This window comes from Pseudomonas asplenii, assembly GCF_900105475.1.
In the GTDB taxonomy this organism is placed as follows: domain Bacteria; phylum Pseudomonadota; class Gammaproteobacteria; order Pseudomonadales; family Pseudomonadaceae; genus Aquipseudomonas; species Aquipseudomonas asplenii.
In genome coordinates, this window is record NZ_LT629777.1 from 5,968,973 (window position 1) to 5,990,970 (window position 21,998).

Genomic DNA, 21,998 nt, shown 5'->3' on the forward strand with positions numbered 1-21,998 from the left:
CCTGATAAAGCAGAAGTTGCTCTTTGAGCAATATATTGCTCATCCCCCGATTGTTTAGCATCATACTCCGGCATCCCTCTTCTATATACCTGTGCCGGACACCCCGCCCCATGACCCAGCAACCCCGCAGCCTGGCCACGACGCTCTTTCCCGTCGCCCTGCTGATTATCGCAATGGCCTCGATTCAATCCGGCGCCTCCCTGGCCAAGACCATGTTCCCAATGGTCGGCGCCCAGGGCACCACCACCCTGCGCCTGATCTTTGCCAGTGTGATGATGCTGCTGGTCCTGCGTCCCTGGCGGGCAACACTCACAGCCAAGTCACTGCGTACGGTGGCGATCTATGGGATCGCCCTGGGCGGCATGAACCTGCTCTTCTATATGGCCCTCAGGAGCGTGCCGTTGGGCGTTGCGGTCGCCCTGGAATTCACCGGTCCCCTGGCCGTGGCGATATATGCCTCGCGCAGAGCCGTGGACTTCCTGTGGATCGGCCTGGCAATCACCGGCCTGCTGCTCTTGATCCCCACCTCAAGTACCAGCGTCAATATCGACCTGGTCGGCAGCCTTTACGCTCTGGGCGCAGGAGCCTGTTGGGCCCTCTATATTCTCTTCGGGCAGAAGGCCGGTGCCGACAACGGTGTCCAGACCGCTGCGCTGGGCGTCATGATCGCCGCCGTGGTTATCGCGCCAGTCGGCATTGCCCACGCCGGGGCAGCCCTGCTGAATCCGGCACTGATTCCGATGGCACTCGGCGTGGCCGTCCTCTCCACCGCCCTGCCCTACAGCCTGGAGATGGTCGCCTTGACCCGCATCCCCGCGCGGACCTTCGGCACGCTGATGAGCATCGAACCGGCCTTTGGTGCACTCTCCGGCCTGCTGTTCCTGGGCGAATACCTATCGCTGGCACAGTGGTTGGCAATCGCCTGTATCATCAGTGCTTCCGTAGGCGCCACACTGACACTGCGCAGCGAGCCCAAGCCGGCAATTGCGTCAGATTGATACAACACGTGACGTTACTCTGGCATTTGTCGTACAAATAAGAGATGTTTACAGCTAAATCAATGTCAGCCTTGATAAATTTGGATGGGGCGCTCAGGGAAGAACAGGCAGGCACGAAAGACGCCAAACTCGGGCAACTTGATCCGAGGGCTGGAGATAAGGACAGGAATGAAGCGCTTTTTGATTGTCTTGGCAGTACTCGCCGTCGCCGGTTGCGCCGCGACCTCCAAACCCTTGAAGCACGGCAAGCGGGGCCTGCATGTCAACTGCTCGGGCCTGACGTCTTCCTGGGAAAAATGCTACGCCAAGGCTGCAAACTCCTGCGGCGAGAAGGGCTACAAGATCCTCGCCAAGTCCGGCGATGCCGTCGAAGACCCGGGTGATTATCCCTTTGGTCTGAATCCTGCCGGCTATACCAGCCGCAGCATGATCATCATCTGCAAGTAAACCCTGACCACCAGGGAGCGGCGTCGTAAGCGGAATCCGCCTACGACGCCATCCATTCAGGCTCAGATCGCGGCAGTACGGGTGTTCAACCACTCCAACGCCGCACCACTCACCCACGGGCTCAACCGCTCACGCACCTCGACATGGTAGCCGTTCAACCAGTCGCGCTCTTCCTGCGTCAGCAATGCCGGCTCCAGGCAACGGGTGTCGATCGGACACAGGGTCAGGGTTTCGAAACGCAGGAACTCGCCAAACTCGCTCTCGCCCGCCTCGCGGTTCATTGCCAGGTTCTCGATACGTACGCCCCAACGCCCCGGACGATAGGTACCCGGCTCGATCGAGGTGATCATACCTGGCTGCATCGCCGTCTGCGGCGCCGCCACTGCCTGGTAGGCGATCACCTGCGGGCCTTCGTGAACGTTGAGGAAGTAACCCACGCCATGGCCGGTGCCATGGCCATAGTTGACGTTATCGGCCCAGATCGGTGCCCGCGCGATGGCATCGAGCAACGGCGAAAGAATGCCACGGGGGAAACGCGCCCGGGACAAGGCAATCACGCCCTTGAGCACTCGCGTACAGTCAGCCTTCTGCTCGGTGCTCGGCGTACCCACCGGGACCATTCGGGTGATATCAGTGGTGCCGCCCAGGTACTGACCGCCAGAGTCGATCAGCAACAGACCATCGCCTTCGATCACCGCGTGTTCCTGCTCGGTGGCGTGATAGTGCGGCATCGCGCCATTGGCATTGAACGCAGCGATGGTGTTGAAGCTCAGGGAGACATAGTCGGGACGACGGGCCCGTGCGGCGGTCAGCTTCTCATCAATGGTCAACTCGGTGATGCGCTCGCGCCCCAGCGCCGTTTCCAGCCAGACGAAGAATTCGCACAAGGCCGCGCCATCCTGCTCCATGGCCTGACGAATATGCACTGCGTCGTCCAGGCTCTTGCGCGACTTGGCCAGAGTGGTCGGATTCAGCCCTTCCACCAGCCTGACGTCAGCGTGCAGGTTGTCCAGCAGGCCACAGGTAACACGGGCAGGATCGACCAGCAGGCTCGAACCGCCCGGCACGGCTGCCAGCGCTGCGGCAATCTCGGCGTAGTCACGCAGGATCACGCCGTCATCCTTGAGGATCTGCGCCAACTCGGCACTGACCTTGTCCAGCGCAACGAACAACGTCGCCTGCTGCTGGTTGACCAGGGCGAAGGAGACGAACACCGGGTTGAACGACACATCGGCGCCACGCAGGTTGAACAGCCAGGCGATGTCGTCCAGGGTCGCGATGAAATGCCAGTCGGCGCCACGATTCTTCAGTTCTTCACGCAGTTGCGCCAGTTTCTCAGCACGGCTGACAGTTGCCTGCGGCGGCAGGTGCTCGTACACCGGCTGGTTCGGCAACACCGGGCGATCTTCCCAGACCTGCTGCAGCAGATCGACATCGGTACGCAGACGAGCACCACGGGCTTGCAACTTCTCCCCCAGAGTGCGTGCCGAGGCCAGCGCCATCACCGCGCCGTCCACCGCCACCACACCACCCGCCGGCGTCTGCTCAGCCAACCACTCCAGTGGCCCGGGCTGCCCTGGCTGCAACTTGACCAGTTCGATGCCGCTGCCGTTCAGTTCCTTGGTCGCCTGTTCCCAATAACGGCTATCCGCCCAGACCCCGGCAAACTCCGCCGTGACGATCAGGGTACCGACCGAACCATAAAAGCCCGACAACCACTGCCGCCCCTGCCAGTACGCCGGCAGGTATTCCGACAGGTGCGGGTCGGCCGATGGCACCAGCAAGGCGTGGACACCCTCGCGCTTCATCAGCTCGCGGGTACGCGCCAGGCGCTGGGGTACGGTTCCCTGACTCGAGGTCTGCGTGCTCATCATGTCTCCTGCTACTCACGGGTTTAATTGCTATTGGGCACTGATGATGGATCAGCCATCAAGACGGAGCAACCGCCCAGAACGGTGTCGGCGCACTGGCACAGGCCTTGATCGCTGCAGCCGCCCGATCGATGTCCTGTTCGGTGGTGAAACGCCCCAGGCTCAAGCGGATGGTCCGGGCGGCGGAACCGGCATCGTGCCCCAGCGCCAGCAGCACATGGGACGGCGCATTGCTCGCCGAATTGCACGCCGAAGTGGCCGAATAGGCCAGCGCCTGGCTGAGTTGCGCACCATTGAACCGGCCTTCGGCGAAGGTCAGGCTCAGGGTGTGGGGAATGCGTTGCTCAGCACTACCATTGAGGCGCAGGCCCGGGATATCCGCCAACTGGTCCAGCAGACGCTGACGCAAGGCACGAATCTGCGCCTCTTCTTTCTCGAACGCCTCGGTCGCCAAGGCAAAGGCGCTGCCCATGCCGGCGATCTGGTGGGTCGCCAGCGTGCCCGAACGCAGCCCACCTTCATGACCACCGCCGTGAATCTGCGCGTTCAGCCGCTGCCGGGCACGCGGCCCAACATACAGCGCACCGATCCCCTTGGGCCCATACAGCTTGTGCGCCGAGAACGACATCAGGTCCACCGGCCACTCTTCCAGGTCGATGGCGACTTTGCCGGCGCCCTGGGCCGCATCCACATGAAACAGCGCGCCATGCTCACGCACCCGCTGGCCGATGGCGCGAATGTCATTAAGGGTGCCCAATTCGTTGTTCACCAGCATCAGCGACACCAGGAAAGTGTCCTCGCGCAAGGCTTCGTCGACCATTTGCGCCGTGATCAAGCCTTCGGCATCCGGCACCAGCCAGGTCACCTCGACCCCGCTTTCCTCCAGTTGGCGGGCAGTATCGAGGACCGCCTTGTGTTCGATCTGACTGGTGATCACGTGTCCGCCGCCAGCGCCACGGGCCTGGGCCACACCTTTAAGAGCCAGGTTGTTCGATTCGGTGGCACCGGAAGTCCAGACGATCTGCTCGGGGCTTGCGCCCACCAGGCTCGCCACCTGTTGCCGGGCCTGCTCGACCGTCTGCCGGGCGCGCTGGCCAAAAGCATGGGAGCTGGAGGCCGGGTTGCCGAAGTTGCCGGAAAAACCCAGGCACTCGACCATGACCTGGATGACCCGCTCGTCCACCGGAGTCGTGGCTGCGTAGTCAAAATACAAAGGCTGTTGATTCATGGCAAAAGACTCATAAAGCGTGTCCCGCGGATCGATCTCTCACTGCGCTCAAGCGGAAGTTGAACAGACAGCTGTACCCGATGGAAAACGATCAAAGAAGGGGACTTTCATTCAAAGTGCGTAGGAACGCTCCTGGAATCCAGCTTACAACGCTCGGGGAGGTGTTGCGAGCGCCAGTCGCTGGCGGCCCCGAGTCTCAGCCCTGGTTGCTGCGCCGACTACCGCCACGGTCAGCACTGACCTCACCCTGCTCATCGAAACCGTAGCCCGGCTGTGGCTGGCCCATCAGCTCGGCCTTCTTGCGCTGGTATTCATCAAAGGACAAGCCTCGGCGGTTCAGCGCTTCCAAGGCCAATTCCCGGGTTTCCTCGGCGGTATAGGGCCGCAGTTCCGGGGCCGGATGGCTGGCACAACCGGCCAGAACCGAAAGCAGTAAAAGCAAGAGAACCGCTGGTGCATGTTTCATGAAATGACTCCCGGATGCCTGGTTTGATTGGATGAACACAGGCTACCGGGGCAACCCCAGACAACAGAAATCACCTCTCTCGATAGTCGCTATCGACCACTTGCTCTGCCCGCCTCCTGAGCACCACATATTCCATAACGAACTATAAATATGGAAATACGTTCATTTACGGAATATCACAAACCCCGTACAACTGCTCCAGGCGTTTGATCGACTGTTGCCAGGGCAACTGTTCGCCAGCCAACAGTCGATCAACAAAACAGCTCGCCAGCCAGCACCCGGCACATCGCCGGGGGATGCCAGAAGCCCATGAATACGGGGCCCGGGCGTTTGGTACAGGTCTTGCTCAAGCCGCAGGACCAGATCCCGGTCACCGGCCTGCTCGCCACGCAACTGTTTGAAAAGGAACTGCTCATGTCCCGTACACTGAAAGTCGTTGCCCTCTCCGGGGGCCCCTACCGCCCCTCCCGTACCCTGGTGCTGACCCAGGCGTTGCTGGCCGAACTGGCGCAACACCTGCACCTCGAAAGCCGGCTGATCGAATTGACCGACATCGCCCGCCCCCTCGGCGCGGCACTGTCGCGCGCTGAACTGAGCGCCGAAGTCGAGGCTCAGTTACAGGCCATCGAAAGCGCCGACCTGCTGATCGTCGCCTCGCCGGTCTATCGCGGCTCCTATCCGGGCCTGCTCAAGCACCTGTTCGATCTCGTGGACCTCAATGCATTGATCGACACCCCGGTGCTGCTGGCCGCCACGGGCGGCAGCGAGCGCCATGCCCTGGTTATCGATCACCAGTTGCGACCGCTGTTCAGCTTCTTCCAGGCCCTGACCCTGCCCATCGGCATCTACGCCACCGAAACCGACTTCAGCAACTACCAGATAACCAGCGAGCCCTTGAAGGCCCGCATCCGCCTTGCCGTAGAACGCGCCGCCCCGTTGTTCGGCGCCCATTCCAAACAGTTGCTGAAAACTGCTTAAGGACTTGCCATGGATGTCTTCTGGTTTCTTCCCACTCACGGCGACGGCCACTATCTGGGCACAACCCAGGGTGCGCGCCCGGTCACCCTCAATTATCTGAAACAGGTGGCGCAGGCCGCCGACAGCCTCGGCTACCACGGCGTGCTGATTCCCACCGGCCGCTCCTGCGAAGACTCCTGGGTCATCGCCTCGGCCCTGGTGCCGCTGACCGAACGCCTGCGTTATCTGGTGGCGATCCGCCCGGGCATCATTTCGCCGACCGTTTCGGCGCGCATGGCCGCCACCCTCGACCGGCTGTCCAACGGTCGCCTGCTGATCAACGTGGTGACCGGCGGCGATCCCGATGAAAACCGTGGCGACGGCAGTTTCCTCAGCCACAGCGAACGTTACGAAGTCACCGACGAATTCCTGCAAATCTGGCGCCGAGTACTGCAGGGCGAAGCCGTGGACTTCGAAGGCAAGCACCTGAAGGTACAGAACGCCAAGGCACTCTATCCGCCCGTACAGAAGCCTTATCCGCCGTTGTATTTCGGTGGTTCATCGGACGCGGCCCACGACCTCGCCGCCGACCAGGTCGATGTCTACCTGACCTGGGGCGAACCGCCAGTCGCCGTGGCCGCCAAGTTGGCGGACATCCGCGAGCGGGCCGCGCGCAAGGGGCGTACCGTGCGCTTCGGGATTCGCCTGCATGTGATCGTCCGGGAAACCGCCGAAGAGGCCTGGAAAGCCGCTGACCAGCTGATCGAACACATCAGCGACGAGACCATCGCCGCCGCGCAGCAATCCTTTTCGCGCTTCGACTCCGAAGGCCAGCGGCGCATGGCCGCCCTCCACGGCGGTCGGCGCGACAACCTGGAAATCTCACCGAACCTGTGGGCCGGCGTCGGCCTGGTCCGCGGTGGCGCCGGCACCGCACTGGTCGGCAACCCGCAACAGGTCGCCGAGCGCATCAAGGAATACGCCGACCTGGGGATCGAGAGTTTCATCTTCTCCGGGTATCCGCATCTGGAAGAAGCCTACCGCTTCGCCGAGCTGGTGTTCCCCCTGCTACCCGAGCCCTATGCCAGCCTGGCCGGACGCGGGGTGACCAACCTGACCGGGCCGTTTGGCGAAATGATTGCCAACGATGTGTTGCCGGCCAAGGCCGGGGACTGACAACCGGGAGAAGGCACTGCTGCAACGTGTGGAGCGCGGTGACGGCTAGGAACCGGGCTTGCCCGCGAAGCTTTTGCCAGCCTCAAGGCCCCATTCGCGGGCAAGCCCGCTCCCACAGGTCAGCCGCTGCGCCCCTATCAGCCTCGACACACCGCCCTAGACAGAGGACCACCGCGTGACGGCTCAACCGCACAATATCCTTCCCGATCCCTTGCAGACCGCTCGCCTGCTGGCCGCCGAGTTTGCCGAAACCGCCGTCGAGCGCGACGAGCGTGGCGGCACGCCGAAAGCCCAGCGCGACGCCCTGCGCCACAGCGGCCTGCTGGCCCTGAGCATTCCCACCCAGTACGGCGGCCTCGGTGCCAGCTGGAGCGAAACCCTCAACGTGGTGCGCGAGTTCGCCAAGGTCGACAGCTCCATCGCCCACGTCTTCGGCTTCCATCACTTGATGCTCGCCACCGTGCGCCTGTTCTCGCGTCCCGAGCAATGGCAACCCTGGTTCGAACAGACCGCCCGCAAGAACTGGTTCTGGGGCAACGCCCTCAACCCGCTGGATACCCGTACCGTGGTGCGCAAGCTCGATGGCTGGCGCGAGTTCTCCGGCAAGAAGAGCTTCTGCTCCGGTGCCAGCGATTCACAAATGCTGATCGCCTCGGCCGTCGATGAAAGCGCTGGCGGCAAGCTGCTGATCGCCGCGATTCCCAGCGGCCGCTCCGGCATCACCCTGCACAACGACTGGCACAACATGGGCCAGCGCCAGACCGACAGCGGCAGCGCCAGCTTCGAACGGGTGCGGGTCGAAGAGTCGGAGCTGCTGCTCGAACCCGGTCCGCTGAGCACCCCCTTCGCCTGCCTGCGCCCGCTGATCGCGCAACTGACCTTCAGCCACATGTTTCTCGGCATCGCCGAAGGGGCCTTCGAGGAAGCCCGGCGCTACACCCTCACCGAGACCCGCCCATGGTTCAAGTCCGGGACCGAAGACATCCGCAACGACCCGTACATCCTCAGCCACTATGGCGATTTCTGGGTCGCTCTCGAAGGCGTACGGCTGCTGGTCGAGCGCGCCGCCGAAGGACTCGATCGGGCCTGGGCCAAGGGCCCGGACCTCAGCGCCGAGGAGCGCGGGCAACTGGCGATCGCCATCGCCACCGCCAAGGTCGCCGCCAGCCGCCAGGGCCTGGAATTGTGCAGCAAGCTGTTCGAAGTCACCGGCGCGCGCGCAACCCATGCCTCGTTACGGCTGGACCGCCACTGGCGCAACCTGCGTACCCAGACTTTGCACGACCCACTGGACTACAAGCTCCAGGAACTTGGCGACTGGGCCCTGAACCAGACGCTACCAATCCCCACCTTCTACTCGTAGAGGCGACCATGCAGCTGCTAACCCTACCGCCCTCGCCGGCCCTGGCGACCTCGATCCGCGCCACCGCCCAGGTCTTCGAAGACCCCAAGTCCCAGGCCCTGCTCGCCCATCTGCAGCAGGTCGCGCCCAGCGAAGCCAGCGTGCTGATCATCGGCGAAACCGGCACCGGCAAGGAACTGGTGGCACGGCACATCCACAACCTCAGCGCCCGTCGCAACCGACCGTTCATCGCAGTCAACTGCGGAGCGTTTTCCGAGTCCCTGGTGGAAGCCGAACTGTTCGGCCATGAGAAAGGTGCCTTTACCGGTGCCCTCAGCGCCAAGGCCGGCTGGTTCGAGGAAGCCAACGGCGGCACGCTGTTTCTCGACGAGATAGGTGACCTGCCGATGCCGATCCAGGTCAAGCTGCTGCGGGTACTGCAGGAACGTGAAGTGGTGCGCCTGGGCTCGCGCAAGAGCATCCCGATCGATGTGCGGGTGCTGGCAGCCACCAACGTCCAGCTGGAAAAGGCGATCAACGCCGGGCATTTCCGCGAAGACCTGTACTACCGCCTCGACGTCGTCAATCTGGAACTCAGCCCATTGCGCGAACGCCCCGGCGACATCCTGCCGCTGACCCGGCACTTCATCGACGCCTACAGCCAGCGTCTGGGCTATGGCGACATCCGTCTCAGTCCGGCGGCGGAGCAGAAGCTCAAGAGCTACAGCTGGCCTGGGAACATCCGCGAGCTGGAAAACGTCATCCACCACACCCTGCTGATCTGCCGTAACGGTGTGATCGAACGCGACGACCTGCGTCTGTCGAACATGCGCATCGAGCGCCAGGACGACAGCGCCACAGCCACCGACGATTCGGCCGAGGCCCTGCTCGACCGTGCCTTCCAGAAACTGTTCGAGGAACAGGCCGGCGCCCTCCACGAAAAAGTCGAGGATGCGCTACTGCGCGCCGCCTACCGTTTCAGCCACTACAACCAGGTGCACACCGCCAACCTGTTGGGCCTGAGCCGCAACGTGACCCGCACCCGGCTGATCAGGATCGGCGAACTGGCGGTGAACAAGCGCCGCCCCGGCGAAAACGTCCAGGGTGACCGTATGCTGCAGTTATCGATCTAGCCAGCCGATCAGCCGATCTGACTGATCAGGGCACAGTGCAGCGCATCATCGTGGCTGCGCTCGATACTGCGCAGCACCTGGAACGAGCCGAAGGTCACCGCCTTGGCCTGGTGCGAGCGAATCAGCCGCCAGAAATCCTCCTCGCCACTCTCGAAACGGGCGAAGGCCGCCTCACCGGCCTGTTTCGATTGCCACTGCAGCACGTTCAGTACGCGCCGACCATCGTCGCTGGCCTGCACATTACCGCTGATGAAGCCGACAAATCCCTCGGCCAGGCGCTCGGTCTGCCGTGCCAGGGCATTGACCAGGGCGTCCTGTTGCCGGGGTTCGATCTCGAACTGGATCAGTTGCGTGAAGCTGCGGTTTTTCTCTGTCGATGGCATGAAAGGTTCTCCCGGGAAGTCACAGGGATCTTGAGATCCGAGGTGATGCAGGGTAAAACCTCAAGTTAACTAGAGGTCAAGAATTTTTATCATGGCACTGCACAAAGTCCAACCCACGGACAAGACGCTCACGGTCGGCCAACTGGCCGCACGCAGCGGCGTATCGGTGACGGCCCTGCACTTCTATGAATCCAAGGGCTTGATCCAGAGCAGCCGCAATGCCGGCAACCAGCGCCAATACGCCCGCGACGTGCTGCGCCGGGTCTCGTTGATCAAGACGGCCCAGAGCCTGGGGATTGCGCTGGCGGAGATTCACCGGGCCCTGCTGGAGCTGCCTGAAGGCCGCACACCGACAGCGGCGGACTGGGCGCGGATGTCGGAACGCTGGAAGGATGAACTGGACGAGCGCATCGCCCGCCTGACCCGGCTGCGGGACAAGCTCAATGGCTGCATCGGCTGCGGCTGCCTGTCGATGGAGAACTGCCCCTTGCGCAATCAGGGTGACGTGCTCGGCGAGCAGGGCCCTGGGCCCCGCCTGCTGGAGCCGGAAAGCTGATCGTCCCTGTAGGAGCAGGCGGTGCGGTGATCCTACAGGGGTGCGGCGATCCAGGCAGAACGACTCAGGCCGGCTCGGCCACTGGTCGCGCGGCCTTCTGCGCCTCCAGCTCACGCACCAGCGGCAGCACCCGTTTGCCGAAGTATTCGACCTCTTCCTGGAAGTGCAGGAACCCCGCCAGCACCAGGTCCACGCCCACCGCCTTCAACGCAACGATCCGCTCGGCGATCTGCTGCGGGGTGCCGATCAGGTTGGTCTTGAAGCCATCGTTGTACTGCACCAGGTCTTCAAAACTGGACTTGGCCCAGTTGCCCTCGCCTTCCGGCGATGACTTGCCCGCCTGCCTGGCGGCATCGCCAAACGCGCCGACCGCTTCGGGGTCGGCCTTGTCGATGATTTCCGCCAGCACCGCACGGGCCTCTTCCTCGGTGTCGCGGGCAATGACGAAGGCGTTCACCCCAACCTTCACCGAATGACCGTTGGCCGCGGCCTTGGCGCGGATGTCGTCGACCTGGGCCTTGATGCCTTCCGGGGTATTGCCGTTGGTGAAGTACCAGTCCGACACCCGTGCCGCCATGTCCCGCGCTGCCCGCGAACTGCCGCCCTGGAAGATCTCCGGATGCGGCTGGCTCAGGGGTTTGGGCTTGAGGCTATAACCGTTGAAACGGTAGAAGTCGCCCTTGAGGGTAAACGCGTCCTCGGTCCAGATGCCCTTCAGGGCGCGGATGAACTCCTCGGAACGACGATAACGCTCGTCGTGCTCCAGCCAGTGCTCGCCGATGGCGTGGAACTCGCCGCGAAACCAGCCACTGACGATGTTCACGGCGATCCGCCCGCCGGTCAGTTGATCGATGGTCGCCAGTTGCTTGGCCGCCAGCGCCGGCTGCCAGGGACCGGGCAGGATCGCGGCGATCACCTTCAGTCTGGTGGTCGCCGCCAGCAGGGCATGGCTGAACGCAACGGATTCGTGCTGGTATTCGGCGCCATAACCGGCGGTGAAACGGATCTGGGTCAGGCCGTACTCGAACCCGGCCTCCTCCGCCAGTTGCGCCAGTTTGCGGTTGTAGTCGATGTCCCAGCGGGTACGCTGCTCGATCTTGCTGACCACCAGGCCGCCACTGACATTAGGTACCCAGTAGGCGAATTTCACGGCTTGCTGACTCATGGTGCTGCACCTCGGACCAGGGAATGTCAGGTCACTGGAGCAGCAAGCGTGCCAGCGCCGGAATCCGCGGCCACCTGGACACAGCGCTGCACCCTGTGAGCGGGCTTGCCCGCGAAGCTTCTGGCGGTTTCAAGGGCCTCTTCGCGGGGAAGCCCGCTCCTGCAACAGGCCCTTCTGCCCCAGGGTTCACAGCCCCCCACAACGGCAGGAGTCTGTGAGCTGGCAGGACGTTTTGTTGAAAAACTGTTGCCCAGGCAACAGTAGTCTCCTCCCACGGCGAGACAAAGTCCCGAGAACACGGGGCAGTCGCCAACGGCATGGACCCTGCAACCGCTCCCGGCAACCGCAGTTTTCTCTGCCTGCCCCAAGGAGCTGTCCCATGACCGAACACCAGGTAATCAACCCACTGTCCCTCGGCGTCGACTACGAGTCCCTGGCCGAACGCTTTCGGCCGATCTTCGCTCGCATCGCCGACGGCGCCGTGCAACGGGAGCTGAACCGTGAGTTGCCCCACGAGCCGATCCAGTGGCTCAAGCAGGCCGGTTTCGGCGCGGTACGGGTACCCGTGGAATACGGCGGTGGCGGTGCTTCCCTGCCGCAGCTGTTCCAGTTGCTGATTGAACTGGCCGAGGCCGACTCCAACGTGCCGCAGGCCCTGCGCGGCCACTTCGCCTTTGCCGAGGATCGCCTGAACGCCGCCCCTGGCCCCAACCGCGACCTGTGGTTCAAGCGCTTTGTCGACGGCGATATCGTCGGCTGCGCCTGGACCGAGATCGGCAACGTGGCCATCGGCGACGTGGTGACCCAGGTCTCGCCGGACGGTGAACGGTGGCGCCTGAACGGCGAGAAGTTCTACAGCACCGGCAGCATCTTCGCCGACTGGATCGACGTCTATGCCCGCCGCAGTGACACCGGCGGCGACGTGATTGCTGCCGTGCGCGCCCGCCAGCCGGGCATCGAGCACAGCGACGACTGGGACGGTTTCGGCCAGCGCACCACCGGCAGCGGTACCTCGCGGTTCATCGATGCAGTGGTGGAAAGCGGCCATGTCATCGACTTCGCCACCCGCTTCAAGTACCAGACGGCATTCTATCAATTGGTGCTGCTGGCGACCCTGGCCGGTATCGGCCGTTCGGCGCTCAAGGACGTGGCGCGACAGGTGCGCGAGCGCAAGCGCATCTATAGCCATGGCAATGCCCAGCGGGTCAGCGAGGATGCCCAGGTGCAGCAGGTGGTCGGAGAGGTCGCCGCCCTGGTGTATGCCGCCGAGGCCAGTGCGATCCGCGCCGCGCAACCGGCCCAGAGGGCCTACCTCGCACGGTTTGGTGGCGATGAGGCGGTCGAACGGCAGGCCAATGTCGACGCGGAAATCGAATCGGCCACGGCGCAGGTGGTGGTCTCGGAACTGATCCAGCGCGCCACCAGCGAACTGTTCAATGCCCTCGGGGGCTCCGATGTCCGCCAGGGCAAGGCACTGGACCGTCATTGGCGCAACGCACGGACGGTGTCGTCGCACAACCCGTTGATCTACAAGGCGCGGATCATCGGCGACTGGGCGATCAATGGCACCGAGCCACCGTTCGTCTGGCAGATCGGCAACGGGCCGGCCAACGGCTGAGGTCGCGGCAACTCCGGCTAATCGGTAAGATGGCGCCCCTTCAGGCGCGTTGCGCGCCATCCTGCCGACCTAAGCCGAACCCATGCCTTTCGATCTCAGCGTAGACCTGACCACCCTCGCCATTCTCGCCGTCGTCGCCTTCATCGCCGGCTTCATCGATGCCATCGCCGGCGGCGGCGGTCTGTTGACCACCCCGGCGCTGCTGACCGTCGGTCTGCCACCGCACCTGGTGTTGGGCACCAACAAACTCAGTTCGACCTTCGGCTCGGCCACCGCCGGCTTCACCTTCTACCGGCGCAAACTGTTCCACCCACGCCAATGGAAACTGGCGATCTTCGGTACCCTGGCCGGCGCACTGATCGGCGCGATAACCGCACACTTCATGCCGGCCGAATGGCTGAACAAGATGCTCCCGGTGATCGTCTTCGCCTGCGGCCTGTACCTGTTGTTCGGCGGCACGCCCAAGGCGCCGCTGGATAGCGACGCGCCGATCCGCAAGAAGTGGCAGTTCCCCCAGGGCTTCAGCCTGGGCTTCTACGACGGCGTGGCCGGCCCCGGCACCGGGGCCTTCTGGACCGTCAGCAGCCTGCTGCTTTACCCGCTCGACCTGGTCAAGGCCAGCGGCGTGGCGCGCAGCATGAACTTCGTCAGCAACATCGCCGCGCTGTCGGTGTTCGTGTTTTCCGGCCAGGTCGACTGGATCATCGGCCTGTGCATGGGGATTTCGGTGATGCTCGGAGCGTTCTTCGGCGCCCGCACCGCCATCAGCGGCGGCGCGAAGTTCATCCGCCCGGTGTTCATCACCGTGGTCCTCGGGCTGACCGTGCGCCTAGCCTGGCAGCACTGGTTCAGCGTGGCCTAGACGGCGCGCCACATACAGGTCGATCAGGTAGCGGGCGATCGACTTCGCCGCCGGCAGCGGCGGTAGCTCACGAATGTTGAACCACTGCGCATCCTCGATCTCGTCGACCTGAGGCACGATCTCGCCACCGGCGTATTCGGCATGAAAACCCAGCATCATCGAGTGCGGGAATGGCCAGCACTGGCTGCCGACGTACTGGATGTTGCTGACCTCGACCTGCACCTCCTCCCGCACTTCCCGCACCAGGCAATCCTCGGCCGACTCGCCCGGCTCGGCGAAACCGGCCAGGGTGCTGTAGACCCCCGTGACGAAACGCGGCGAACGCGCCAGCAACACTTCATCACCACGGGTCACCAGCACGATCATGCTCGGTGAGATTCGCGGGTAGGCGCGCAGGTCGCACGGTTCGCAGTACATCGCCCGTTCGCGCGGCACCTGGCGGGTCGGCTGGCCACAACTGCCGCAGAAACGGTGCTCGCGGGCCCAGGTGCCGATCTGCGCGGCATAACCAAGCATGCGGTACGTGGTGAAATCGCCTTCGAGCATGAACCGCCGCAGCCCCTGCCAGCGGCAACCGGGCACCTCGGCCATGGACTTGAGTTCCAGCAGGTACACCGGCTCGCCATCGCGATGGCCGATGCCATGCTCGCAGAGCACCGGCAAGTCCTGGCGCTTGAGCCATTCGCGCGGGAACAGCACGCCGTTGTCATCCAGCAGGAACCCCTCGGGACCACGGGCCACGGCCCAGCCACCGGGTTGTTCGGTATCCAGTACTGCGGTTGTCCAGCCTTGAGTCATTGCGGGTTCCTTAGGGACCGGAAAACCTTCCTCAGTCCAGAAATTCGGGTTTCTGCTTGCTCATGTGCGCCGCGATGGCCACACGCAGGTCGTTCGATTGCAACATGGCGGCGTTCCAGGTGGCAACGTATTCCAAGCCGTCGTCGATCCGGTGGTCGCGCATGTAGCTGAGCATTTCCTTGGTGCCGGTCACAGCGATCGGCGACTTGCTGGCAATCTCCCGGGCCAGTTCCATCACGCCATCGAGCAAGGCCACCTGATCAGAATAGACACGATTGACCAGGCCGATTCGCTGCGCTTCGTCCGCACCGAACGCACGGCCGGTGTAAGCCAGCTCGCGCAGCATGCCGTCACCGATGATACGGGGCAAACGTTGCAAAGTGCCGACATCGGCGGCCATGCCGATATCCACTTCCTTGATCGAGAAATGTGCGTCTTCGGCGCAATAACGCATGTCGCAGGCAGCGATCAGGTCGATGGCGCCGCCCAGGCAATAACCCTGGATCGCCGCCAGGACCGGCTTGCGGCAGTTGTCGACGGCATTGAAGGAGGCCTGCAACTGAAGGATCTTGCGGCGCAGCAGGCGGGCGTTGCGGCCGACGTCCTTGCCCAGCTCATTGCCGACCGAGGCCAATAGCATCAGGTCGATGCCTGAAGAAAAGTGCTTGCCCGCACCGCTCAGGACCACCACCCGCACTTCGTCGGTGTCATCGGCCCACTGGAAGATCTCGGTGATCTCGCTCCAGAACGCCGCGTTCATCGCGTTGATCTTTTCCGGGCGGTTGATCTGCACATGGGCGATGTTATCGGTCAGTTCGACGCGGAAAGCTTGGTATTCGGACATGACGGGCATCCTTGGCTGTGCGATGGGAGACAGGGGAATATAGCAAGCGGGTTTGGGGGCTGTAGGTAGCGGATGTGCCAAAAGCCGGACTGGGGTGGCTGGCCGCCTTTGGCTTGCCCGCGAACCGCCAAGGGCGGCCATTCACCGCGCCCTCAGGACCCACTGCTCGATGGCCTGCGCCGCACCATCCTCGGTGTTGCTGCCGGTCACCACATCCGCCTGCCGCTTCACCACCTCTTCCGCCTGGCCCATGGCAATCGCCAACCCGGCCCGATGGAACATCGCCGGGTCATTGCCACCATCGCCGATCGCAGCCGTCTGCGCCAACGGCACGCCAAGGAACCTGGCCAGCGTCACCAACGCCTCGCCCTTGTTCGCCTGCATCGCCGTGATATCCAGGTAGGCCCGCTGCGAACGGCTGGCCAAGGCCTGGTCCGCCACCAACGGCTGCAGCACCGTCTCCAGCTCGATCAGCAGTTGGGCATTGCCACTGGCACCGACGATCTTGTCGATACGATCCAGGTAAGGCTCGAAACTCTCCACCACCGTCGGCGGATACCCCAGGGCATGCTCCTCCCGAGGGACCATTTTGCCGTGAGGGTTGCGCAGCAGCCACTCATTGTCGGCAAACACCCAGATCTCCACCTCATCATGCCGCGAAAGCAGCTCCAGCGTGCAGATGGCCGCCTCGCGCGGCACATAGTGAGTCACCAGATAGCTGCCATCGGGATGCATCAGCGTGCCGCCGTTGAACGCCGCCACCGGCAGGTCGACACCCAGGGCCTCGATCTGCTCGCGCATGGCCCGGGGTGGGCGCCCGGTGGCCAGGCTGAAGAACACTCCCGCCGCCCGCAACGCCCGTACCGCCTCGACGGTACGCGGGCTGAGGCTGTGATCGGGGCGTAACAGGGTGCCGTCCATATCGCTGAGCAGCAGGCGGATGGGGTACTGCGCCGAGCCGCTCATCCGATGCCATGCCAGGCACGGCCATCGCGCGCCAGCAGTTCATCGGCGGCCTGGGGACCGTTCTCTCCCGCCTTGTACAACTGCACCCGGTTGTCCTCACGCCAGGCGTCGAGGAACGGCTGCACCGCCCGCCAACCGTTTTCGATGTTATCGGCGCGCTGGAACAGCGTCTGGTCGCCAGTCAGGCAGTCGTAGATCAGCGTCTCGTAGCCGGTGGACGGCTGCATTTCAAAGAAGTCCTTGTAGGCGAACCCCAGTTCGATATTGGCCATGTCCAGGGCCGGCCCCGGTCGCTTGGCCAGCAGGTCGAACCACATGCCCTCGTTCGGCTGGATCTGGATTTTCAGGTAGGTCGGCTGCAGGCGGTCGACTTCGGTATCACGGAACTGCGCATACGGCGCCGGCTTGAAGCAGATGGCGATTTCCGTGTCGCGAACGCTCATGCGCTTGCCGGTGCGCAGGTAGAACGGCACACCCACCCAACGCCAGTTGTCGATCATCACCTTGAGCGCGACATAGGTTTCGGTGTTGCTGTCGGGTGCCACGTTGTTTTCTTCGCGATAGCCGGCCACGGCCTTGCCCGCCAACTCACCCGCCGCGTACTGGCCGCGAACCGAGTTGGCCCTCGCCTCTTCGACACTCCAGGGACGAATCGCCCCCACCACCTTGGCCTTCTCGCCCCGCACCGCATCGGCGCCAAAGGCGGCTGGCGGCTCCATGGCGACCATCGCCAGCAGCTGGAACAGGTGATTGGGCACCATGTCGCGCAAGGCCCCGGTGTGCTCGTAGAAACTGCCACGGGTTTCCACGCCGACGGTTTCCGCCGCGGTGATCTGCACATGGTCGATGTAGTGGTTGTTCCAGAACGCCTCGAACAGCACGTTGGAAAACCGGCTGACCAGGATGTTCTGCACGGTTTCCTTGCCCAGGTAATGATCGATCCGATAGATCTGTTTCTCGCTCATCACCTTGAGCAGACAGGCGTTCAAGGCCTCGGCGGTCGCCAGGTCGGAACCGAACGGTTTTTCGATCACCACCCGTCGGAAGGCCTCCGGGGTTTCCTCGAGCAGCCCGGCCGCGCCCAGCCGCCGAGCGACCTCACTGAAGAAGCGCGGCGCGGTCGCCAGGTAGAACACCGCATTACCGGTACCGCTGGCAGCAATCTTCGCCGCCAGCGCGGTGTAGGTCGAATCGTCGAGAAAATCGCCCTGCACATAACTGATGTTCTTCGCCAGCCGGCTCCAGAGCGCGGCATCCAGCGCCTGCTCCGGGGCCTTACCGCTCTTGGCGGCGACCTCGGCGCGGCTGAATTCTTCCAGCTTCCTGGCGAACTCGGCGTCGGTGACTGCGTTGTGATCGACCCCGACGATATGCAGGCCATCGTCGAGCAGACCGTCACGACTCAGGTTGTACAACGCCGGCATCAGCAGACGCTTGACCAGATCACCGTGAGCACCGAACAGGAACAGCGTGGTCGGCGGGGCGGCCTCAACCTTGCTTTTCTTGCCGGGAGTATTCATTTTTTCGGTGTCTCCACATGGCCGCCGAAGCCGAAGCGCATCGCCGACAGCAGTTTGTCGCCATAGGTGCTCTGCTGGCGCGAACGGAAGCGGGCGAACAGCGAACTGGACAACACCGGCACCGGCACCGCCTGCTCGATCGCCGCCTCGATGGTCCAGCGGCCTTCGCCACTATCGGCTACCGCGCCGGAATAGTTGTCCAGCTTGGGGTCAGTGGCCAGGGCATCGGCGGTCAGGTCCAGCAGCCAGGAGGACACCACACTGCCACGGCGCCAGACCTCGGCGATATCGCCCAGGTTCAGGTCGAAACGCTGGTCGGCCGGCAGGCTTTCGGCGTTCTTGGTCTTGAGGATGTCGAAACCTTCGGCGAAGGCCTGCATCATCCCGTATTCAATGCCGTTGTGGATCATCTTGACGAAGTGGCCGGAGCCCGGAGGGCCGGCATGAATGTAGCCGCGCTCGGCACGGTCGTCGGCGGCCGGGCTGCGATCGCGGGTCCGCGGGATATTGCCCAGGCCCGGTGCCAGGGCATCGAACAGCGGATCGAGACGGCGGACCACCTCGGCATCGCCGCCGATCATCATGCAGTAGCCACGCTCCAGGCCCCAGACGCCGCCGGAGGTGCCCACGTCGATATAGTGGATGCCCTGCTGCGCCAGTTCCTGGCCACGACGGATATCATCCTTATAGTAGGTGTTGCCACCGTCGATGATGACATCGCCCGGCTGCAGCAGCTTGCCCAGCTCAGCGATGGTGTCTTCGGTAGGCGCACCGGCCGGCAACATGACCCAGACCGCACGTGGCGCGGTCAGCCCGGCAACCAGCGCCGGCAGGTCGGCCACCCCCGTGGAACCCTCCTGGCTCAGGGTGGCGACAAAGTCGGCGTTGCGGTCGTAAACCACGGTCTCATGGCCCTTGAGCATCAACCGCCGTGCGATATTGCCGCCCATGCGGCCCAGTCCGATGATTCCAAGTTGCATGTAACGCTACTCCAGACGACGAGTTCGAAAAAACTCGAAAAAGATAGAAACGACACCATAGCCCAGCCAGACTGGATATGTCCCACCCAAGGTTAGTCAAATACGCCAGGTATTGGTTCGCCAGTGCCGCTCATGACCCTCTTCTTACGCTCGAACTCGCCCTCAAGACACGGCGACCGCAAAAAATAAAAAAGTTCCCATCCGCTGAAAAAGAATTCAAAATTGTCTTGAACGAACCGCCAGCCCCTTCGGCCGGATCGGTTCCACCGAAACAGACCCTTCGCGAGGTGAGCAATGGGTACGGTAGCCGCAGTACGTCCCCCACAAACCCTGTACGTCACAATCCGCCGCGATGAGTTGCGGCAGTTGCGCGACGAACGCGAGGCCCTGCTGCTGCAGGTTGCGCAATTGCGTGAAGCCTTGCAGGGTCAATCCCTGACGGCCCATGACCCGCTGTCGCGACTGGGCAACTGATACGACGGTCCACCGCCTCTCCAGACATCTCCTACAGGCACACCACCGGTGTGCCTGGCGCTGAACGTTTTTTTCACACGTCCTTACCGATACTCCACGCCTTCCAGCCGTGCGCAATTCGTGCGGCCATTCCCCATGGCGAGCTTTTTCCATCAGCCCCATGGCTCAGTTGGCGATTGATTGGAGTGTTAAATGACGCTGTTCAAACGCAGCAATACGTCTGCGAAGGGTTTTGATTGGGCCGGACTCGGCTGGCTGTTCCTCTTCTTCTGGTATTTCTCGGGCATCACCCAACTGCTGATCCAGCTGAGCGGGACTTCCGGCTTCAGCGGTTTTCGCCAGGCGTTCTTCATCAGCGCCATCTGGCTCGCGCCGATGCTGGTGTTCGCCAAACAGACCCGTCTGCTCGCAGCCGTGATCGGCCTTGTACTGTGGGCCTGCTCAATGGCCAGCCTGGGCTACTTCTTCGTCTACCAGCAGGAGTTCTCGCAAAGCGTCATCTTCATCATGTTCGAGTCGAACATCTCCGAAGCCAGCGAGTACCTGACCCAGTATTTCAAATGGTGGATCGTGCTGGCGCTGCTCGCCCACACCGCCGTGGCCATCTTGCTCTGGACGCGCCTGCGCCCGGTCTACCTGCCCCGGGGCAAGGCGCTGCTGGCGGCGACGGCGATCCTCGTGGCGATCCTCGGTTATCCGCTGTTCACTCAGATCAACCGCAGCGCAACCCTGGCCGACGGCCTGGAGCGCTTCGAGACGCGCATCGAACCGGCAGTGCCCTGGCAGATGGTGGTGGCTTACCGGCGCTACCGCGAACAGTTGGACAACATGCAGGGCATGCTCGACAGCGTCAGCAAGATCCCGCCACTGCATAACCTCAAGGACAGCCAGGCCGGCCTGCCGACCACCCTCGTACTGGTCATCGGCGAGTCAACCAACCGCCAGCGCATGAGCTTGTACGGCTATCCCCGGGAAACCACACCCAACCTCGACAAACTCAAGGAGCAATTGGCGGTTTTCGATAATGTCGTGACCCCGCGCCCCTACACCATCGAGGCCTTGCAGCAGGTCCTGACCTTCGCCGACGAAGAAAACCCCGACCTGTATCTCAAGACGCCATCGCTGGTCAGTGTGATGAAACAGGCCGGCTACAAAACCTGGTGGATCACCAACCAGCAGACCATGACCAAGCGCAACACCATGCTCACGACCTTCTCCGAACAGGCCGACGAACAGGTGTACCTGAACAACAATCGCAACCAGAACGCCCGTCAGTACGACGGTGACGTACTCGAGCCCTTCAACAAGGCCCTGGCCGACAGCGCGCCGCGCAAACTGATCGTGATTCATCTGCTGGGCACGCACATGAGCTACCAGTACCGTTATCCGCCGAGCTTCGACAAATTCACCGACCGTACCGGCGCCCCGCCGGGCCTGACCGACGATCAGATTCCGACCTACAACAGCTATGACAACGCAGTGCTGTACAACGACTTCGTGGTATCGAGCCTGATCAAGGACTACGCCAAGACCGACCCCAATGGTTTCCTGCTGTATCTGTCGGACCACGGCGAAGACGTTTTCGACTCTGCGGGCCATGGCACCCTGGGCCGCAACGAAGCCAAGCCAACGGCGCCGATGTACACCATTCCGTTCATCGCCTGGGCCTCGCCGAAATGGCGTAAAACCCATGACTGGAGCTTTGCTTCGGACCTGAGCCGGCCCTACAGCAGCTCGAACCTGATCCACACCTGGACCGACCTGGCCGGTTTGAGCTTCGATGAGCAGGATCTGAGCAAGAGCGTGGTGAGCGATCAGTTCAAGGTTCGGCCATTACTGATCGGCGATCCCTACGCGCGTCCGCAGAAGGCGTTGATCGATTTCAGCCTGATCAAGCCCAAGCCGCAGGGGAATGTGGCAAATAAATGAGGTAGGGGCCTGTTCTCGTGGTTCGCGCGGGAACAGGCCATGTTTCGATGAAAGTGGCTCAATGGAATAACCGTAACCCCTGAATAAAACAGGCATCACGATACAACGCAGTAACGAGCGAATATTAACTAAATATTATGTAGCCGCCAGAACTCACAATATCCATCAAACCTTATCAATAACATCACCGTTCATCCGGCATTAGCTGATCTTAATTACCACTTAATGCCGTCCCTCCAGAGTTGCTCTGAATTTCATATCGCCAAGGCGAGATCCTTTCAACAA

General features: G+C 62.8%; 21 protein-coding genes. 11 read left to right on the forward strand and 10 right to left on the reverse strand.

Features of this window, described 5'->3' with window-relative positions:
- Nucleotides 1–110: 110 nt before the first annotated feature.
- Nucleotides 111–998 carry a threonine/homoserine exporter RhtA gene (gene rhtA, locus BLU37_RS26490; RefSeq protein ID WP_090210307.1) on the forward strand — a complete coding sequence of 296 codons (888 nt, stop codon included), beginning with the start codon at nt 111–113 and terminating at the stop codon, nt 996–998.
- A 168-nt stretch (nt 999–1,166) separates the two neighbouring features.
- On the forward strand, nt 1,167–1,445 hold the full coding sequence (locus BLU37_RS26495) for a hypothetical protein (RefSeq protein ID WP_010448544.1): 279 nt from the start codon (nt 1,167–1,169) through the stop codon (nt 1,443–1,445).
- A gap of 62 nt (nt 1,446–1,507) precedes the next feature.
- On the opposite strand, the gene BLU37_RS26500 is transcribed toward BLU37_RS26495, so the two are convergent.
- From BLU37_RS26500 to BLU37_RS26510, 3 genes are all read right to left on the reverse strand, one after another.
- Nucleotides 1,508–3,316 carry an aminopeptidase P family protein gene (locus BLU37_RS26500; protein WP_090210309.1) on the reverse strand — a complete coding sequence of 603 codons (1,809 nt, stop codon included), beginning with the start codon at nt 3,314–3,316 and terminating at the stop codon, nt 1,508–1,510.
- A 58-nt stretch (nt 3,317–3,374) separates the two neighbouring features.
- Entirely contained in the window at nt 3,375–4,544 is a 1,170-nt protein-coding gene (locus BLU37_RS26505; protein ID WP_090210311.1) for a cysteine desulfurase family protein, read from the reverse strand.
- A 196-nt stretch (nt 4,545–4,740) separates the two neighbouring features.
- Nucleotides 4,741–5,010, reverse strand: coding sequence for a hypothetical protein (locus BLU37_RS26510; RefSeq protein WP_010448541.1), 270 nt, complete (start codon nt 5,008–5,010; stop codon nt 4,741–4,743).
- A gap of 414 nt (nt 5,011–5,424) precedes the next feature.
- On the opposite strand from BLU37_RS26510, the gene msuE reads away from it, so the two are divergent.
- The 4 genes from msuE (at nt 5,425) to BLU37_RS26530 (ending at nt 9,618) form a co-directional block, all read left to right on the forward strand.
- Nucleotides 5,425–5,988: an FMN reductase gene (msuE, locus tag BLU37_RS26515; protein WP_090211014.1), complete on the forward strand. Its 564-nt coding sequence runs from the start codon at nt 5,425–5,427 to the stop codon at nt 5,986–5,988.
- Nucleotides 5,989–5,997: 9 nt separating this feature from the next.
- Nucleotides 5,998–7,143: an FMNH2-dependent alkanesulfonate monooxygenase gene (gene ssuD / locus BLU37_RS26520; protein ID WP_090210313.1), complete on the forward strand. Its 1,146-nt coding sequence runs from the start codon at nt 5,998–6,000 to the stop codon at nt 7,141–7,143.
- Nucleotides 7,144–7,318: 175 nt separating this feature from the next.
- Complete coding sequence (locus tag BLU37_RS26525) at nt 7,319–8,506, forward strand: acyl-CoA dehydrogenase family protein (protein ID WP_090210315.1); 1,188 nt, start codon at nt 7,319–7,321, stop codon at nt 8,504–8,506.
- A gap of 8 nt (nt 8,507–8,514) precedes the next feature.
- Nucleotides 8,515–9,618 carry a sigma-54 interaction domain-containing protein gene (locus BLU37_RS26530; RefSeq protein WP_010448537.1) on the forward strand — a complete coding sequence of 368 codons (1,104 nt, stop codon included), beginning with the start codon at nt 8,515–8,517 and terminating at the stop codon, nt 9,616–9,618.
- An 8-nt stretch (nt 9,619–9,626) separates the two neighbouring features.
- Here the strand turns inward: BLU37_RS26530 and BLU37_RS26535 are convergent, their stop codons facing one another.
- Nucleotides 9,627–10,001 (reverse strand): antibiotic biosynthesis monooxygenase, encoded by a 375-nt coding sequence (locus BLU37_RS26535; RefSeq protein WP_010448536.1) that lies wholly within the window; start codon nt 9,999–10,001, stop codon nt 9,627–9,629.
- Between the two features lie 91 nt (nt 10,002–10,092).
- Here BLU37_RS26535 and soxR point away from each other — a divergent pair, with 91 nt between their 5' ends.
- Entirely contained in the window at nt 10,093–10,557 is a 465-nt protein-coding gene (gene soxR, locus BLU37_RS26540) for a redox-sensitive transcriptional activator SoxR (RefSeq protein ID WP_010448534.1), read from the forward strand.
- A 64-nt stretch (nt 10,558–10,621) separates the two neighbouring features.
- Here the strand turns inward: soxR and sfnG are convergent, their stop codons facing one another.
- Entirely contained in the window at nt 10,622–11,722 is a 1,101-nt protein-coding gene (gene sfnG, locus BLU37_RS26545; protein ID WP_081354443.1) for a dimethylsulfone monooxygenase SfnG, read from the reverse strand.
- A gap of 379 nt (nt 11,723–12,101) precedes the next feature.
- Here sfnG and BLU37_RS26550 point away from each other — a divergent pair, with 379 nt between their 5' ends.
- Nucleotides 12,102–13,340, forward strand: a complete 1,239-nt coding sequence (locus tag BLU37_RS26550; RefSeq protein WP_090210316.1) for an acyl-CoA dehydrogenase family protein — start codon at nt 12,102–12,104, stop codon at nt 13,338–13,340.
- Nucleotides 13,341–13,422: 82 nt separating this feature from the next.
- A complete protein-coding gene (locus tag BLU37_RS26555; RefSeq protein ID WP_090210318.1) occupies nt 13,423–14,202 on the forward strand; it encodes a TSUP family transporter in 780 nt (259 codons plus the stop codon).
- Here BLU37_RS26555 and nudC read toward each other — a convergent pair.
- The 5 genes from nudC to gnd all read right to left on the reverse strand — a co-directional run bounded on the left by nudC (nt 14,170) and on the right by gnd (nt 19,310).
- On the reverse strand, nt 14,170–15,000 hold the full coding sequence (gene nudC, locus BLU37_RS26560; RefSeq protein WP_090210320.1) for an NAD(+) diphosphatase: 831 nt from the start codon (nt 14,998–15,000) through the stop codon (nt 14,170–14,172). The two genes, BLU37_RS26555 and nudC, sit on opposite strands and share 33 nt — an antisense overlap.
- Nucleotides 15,001–15,031: 31 nt before the next feature.
- Nucleotides 15,032–15,844, reverse strand: a complete 813-nt coding sequence (locus tag BLU37_RS26565) for a crotonase/enoyl-CoA hydratase family protein (RefSeq protein WP_010445545.1) — start codon at nt 15,842–15,844, stop codon at nt 15,032–15,034.
- Between the two features lie 141 nt (nt 15,845–15,985).
- Nucleotides 15,986–16,810 carry an HAD family hydrolase gene (locus BLU37_RS26570; protein WP_090210322.1) on the reverse strand — a complete coding sequence of 275 codons (825 nt, stop codon included), beginning with the start codon at nt 16,808–16,810 and terminating at the stop codon, nt 15,986–15,988.
- Nucleotides 16,807–18,330 carry a glucose-6-phosphate dehydrogenase gene (gene zwf, locus BLU37_RS26575; RefSeq protein WP_081354442.1) on the reverse strand — a complete coding sequence of 508 codons (1,524 nt, stop codon included), beginning with the start codon at nt 18,328–18,330 and terminating at the stop codon, nt 16,807–16,809. Before zwf ends, BLU37_RS26570 begins: the two co-directional genes overlap by 4 nt.
- The gene (gene gnd / locus BLU37_RS26580) at nt 18,327–19,310 is read right to left on the reverse strand and encodes a phosphogluconate dehydrogenase (NAD(+)-dependent, decarboxylating) (RefSeq protein WP_010445548.1); all 984 of its coding nucleotides are present in this window, start codon (nt 19,308–19,310) and stop codon (nt 18,327–18,329) included. The genes zwf and gnd overlap by 4 nt, the downstream gene beginning before the upstream one ends.
- Nucleotides 19,311–19,604: 294 nt before the next feature.
- Here gnd and BLU37_RS26585 point away from each other — a divergent pair, with 294 nt between their 5' ends.
- Together BLU37_RS26585 and BLU37_RS26590 are read left to right on the forward strand one after the other, a co-directional pair.
- Nucleotides 19,605–19,784: a DUF6026 family protein gene (locus tag BLU37_RS26585; RefSeq protein ID WP_010445549.1), complete on the forward strand. Its 180-nt coding sequence runs from the start codon at nt 19,605–19,607 to the stop codon at nt 19,782–19,784.
- A 192-nt stretch (nt 19,785–19,976) separates the two neighbouring features.
- Entirely contained in the window at nt 19,977–21,713 is a 1,737-nt protein-coding gene (locus BLU37_RS26590) for a phosphoethanolamine transferase CptA (protein ID WP_090210324.1), read from the forward strand.
- Nucleotides 21,714–21,998 lie beyond the last annotated feature (285 nt).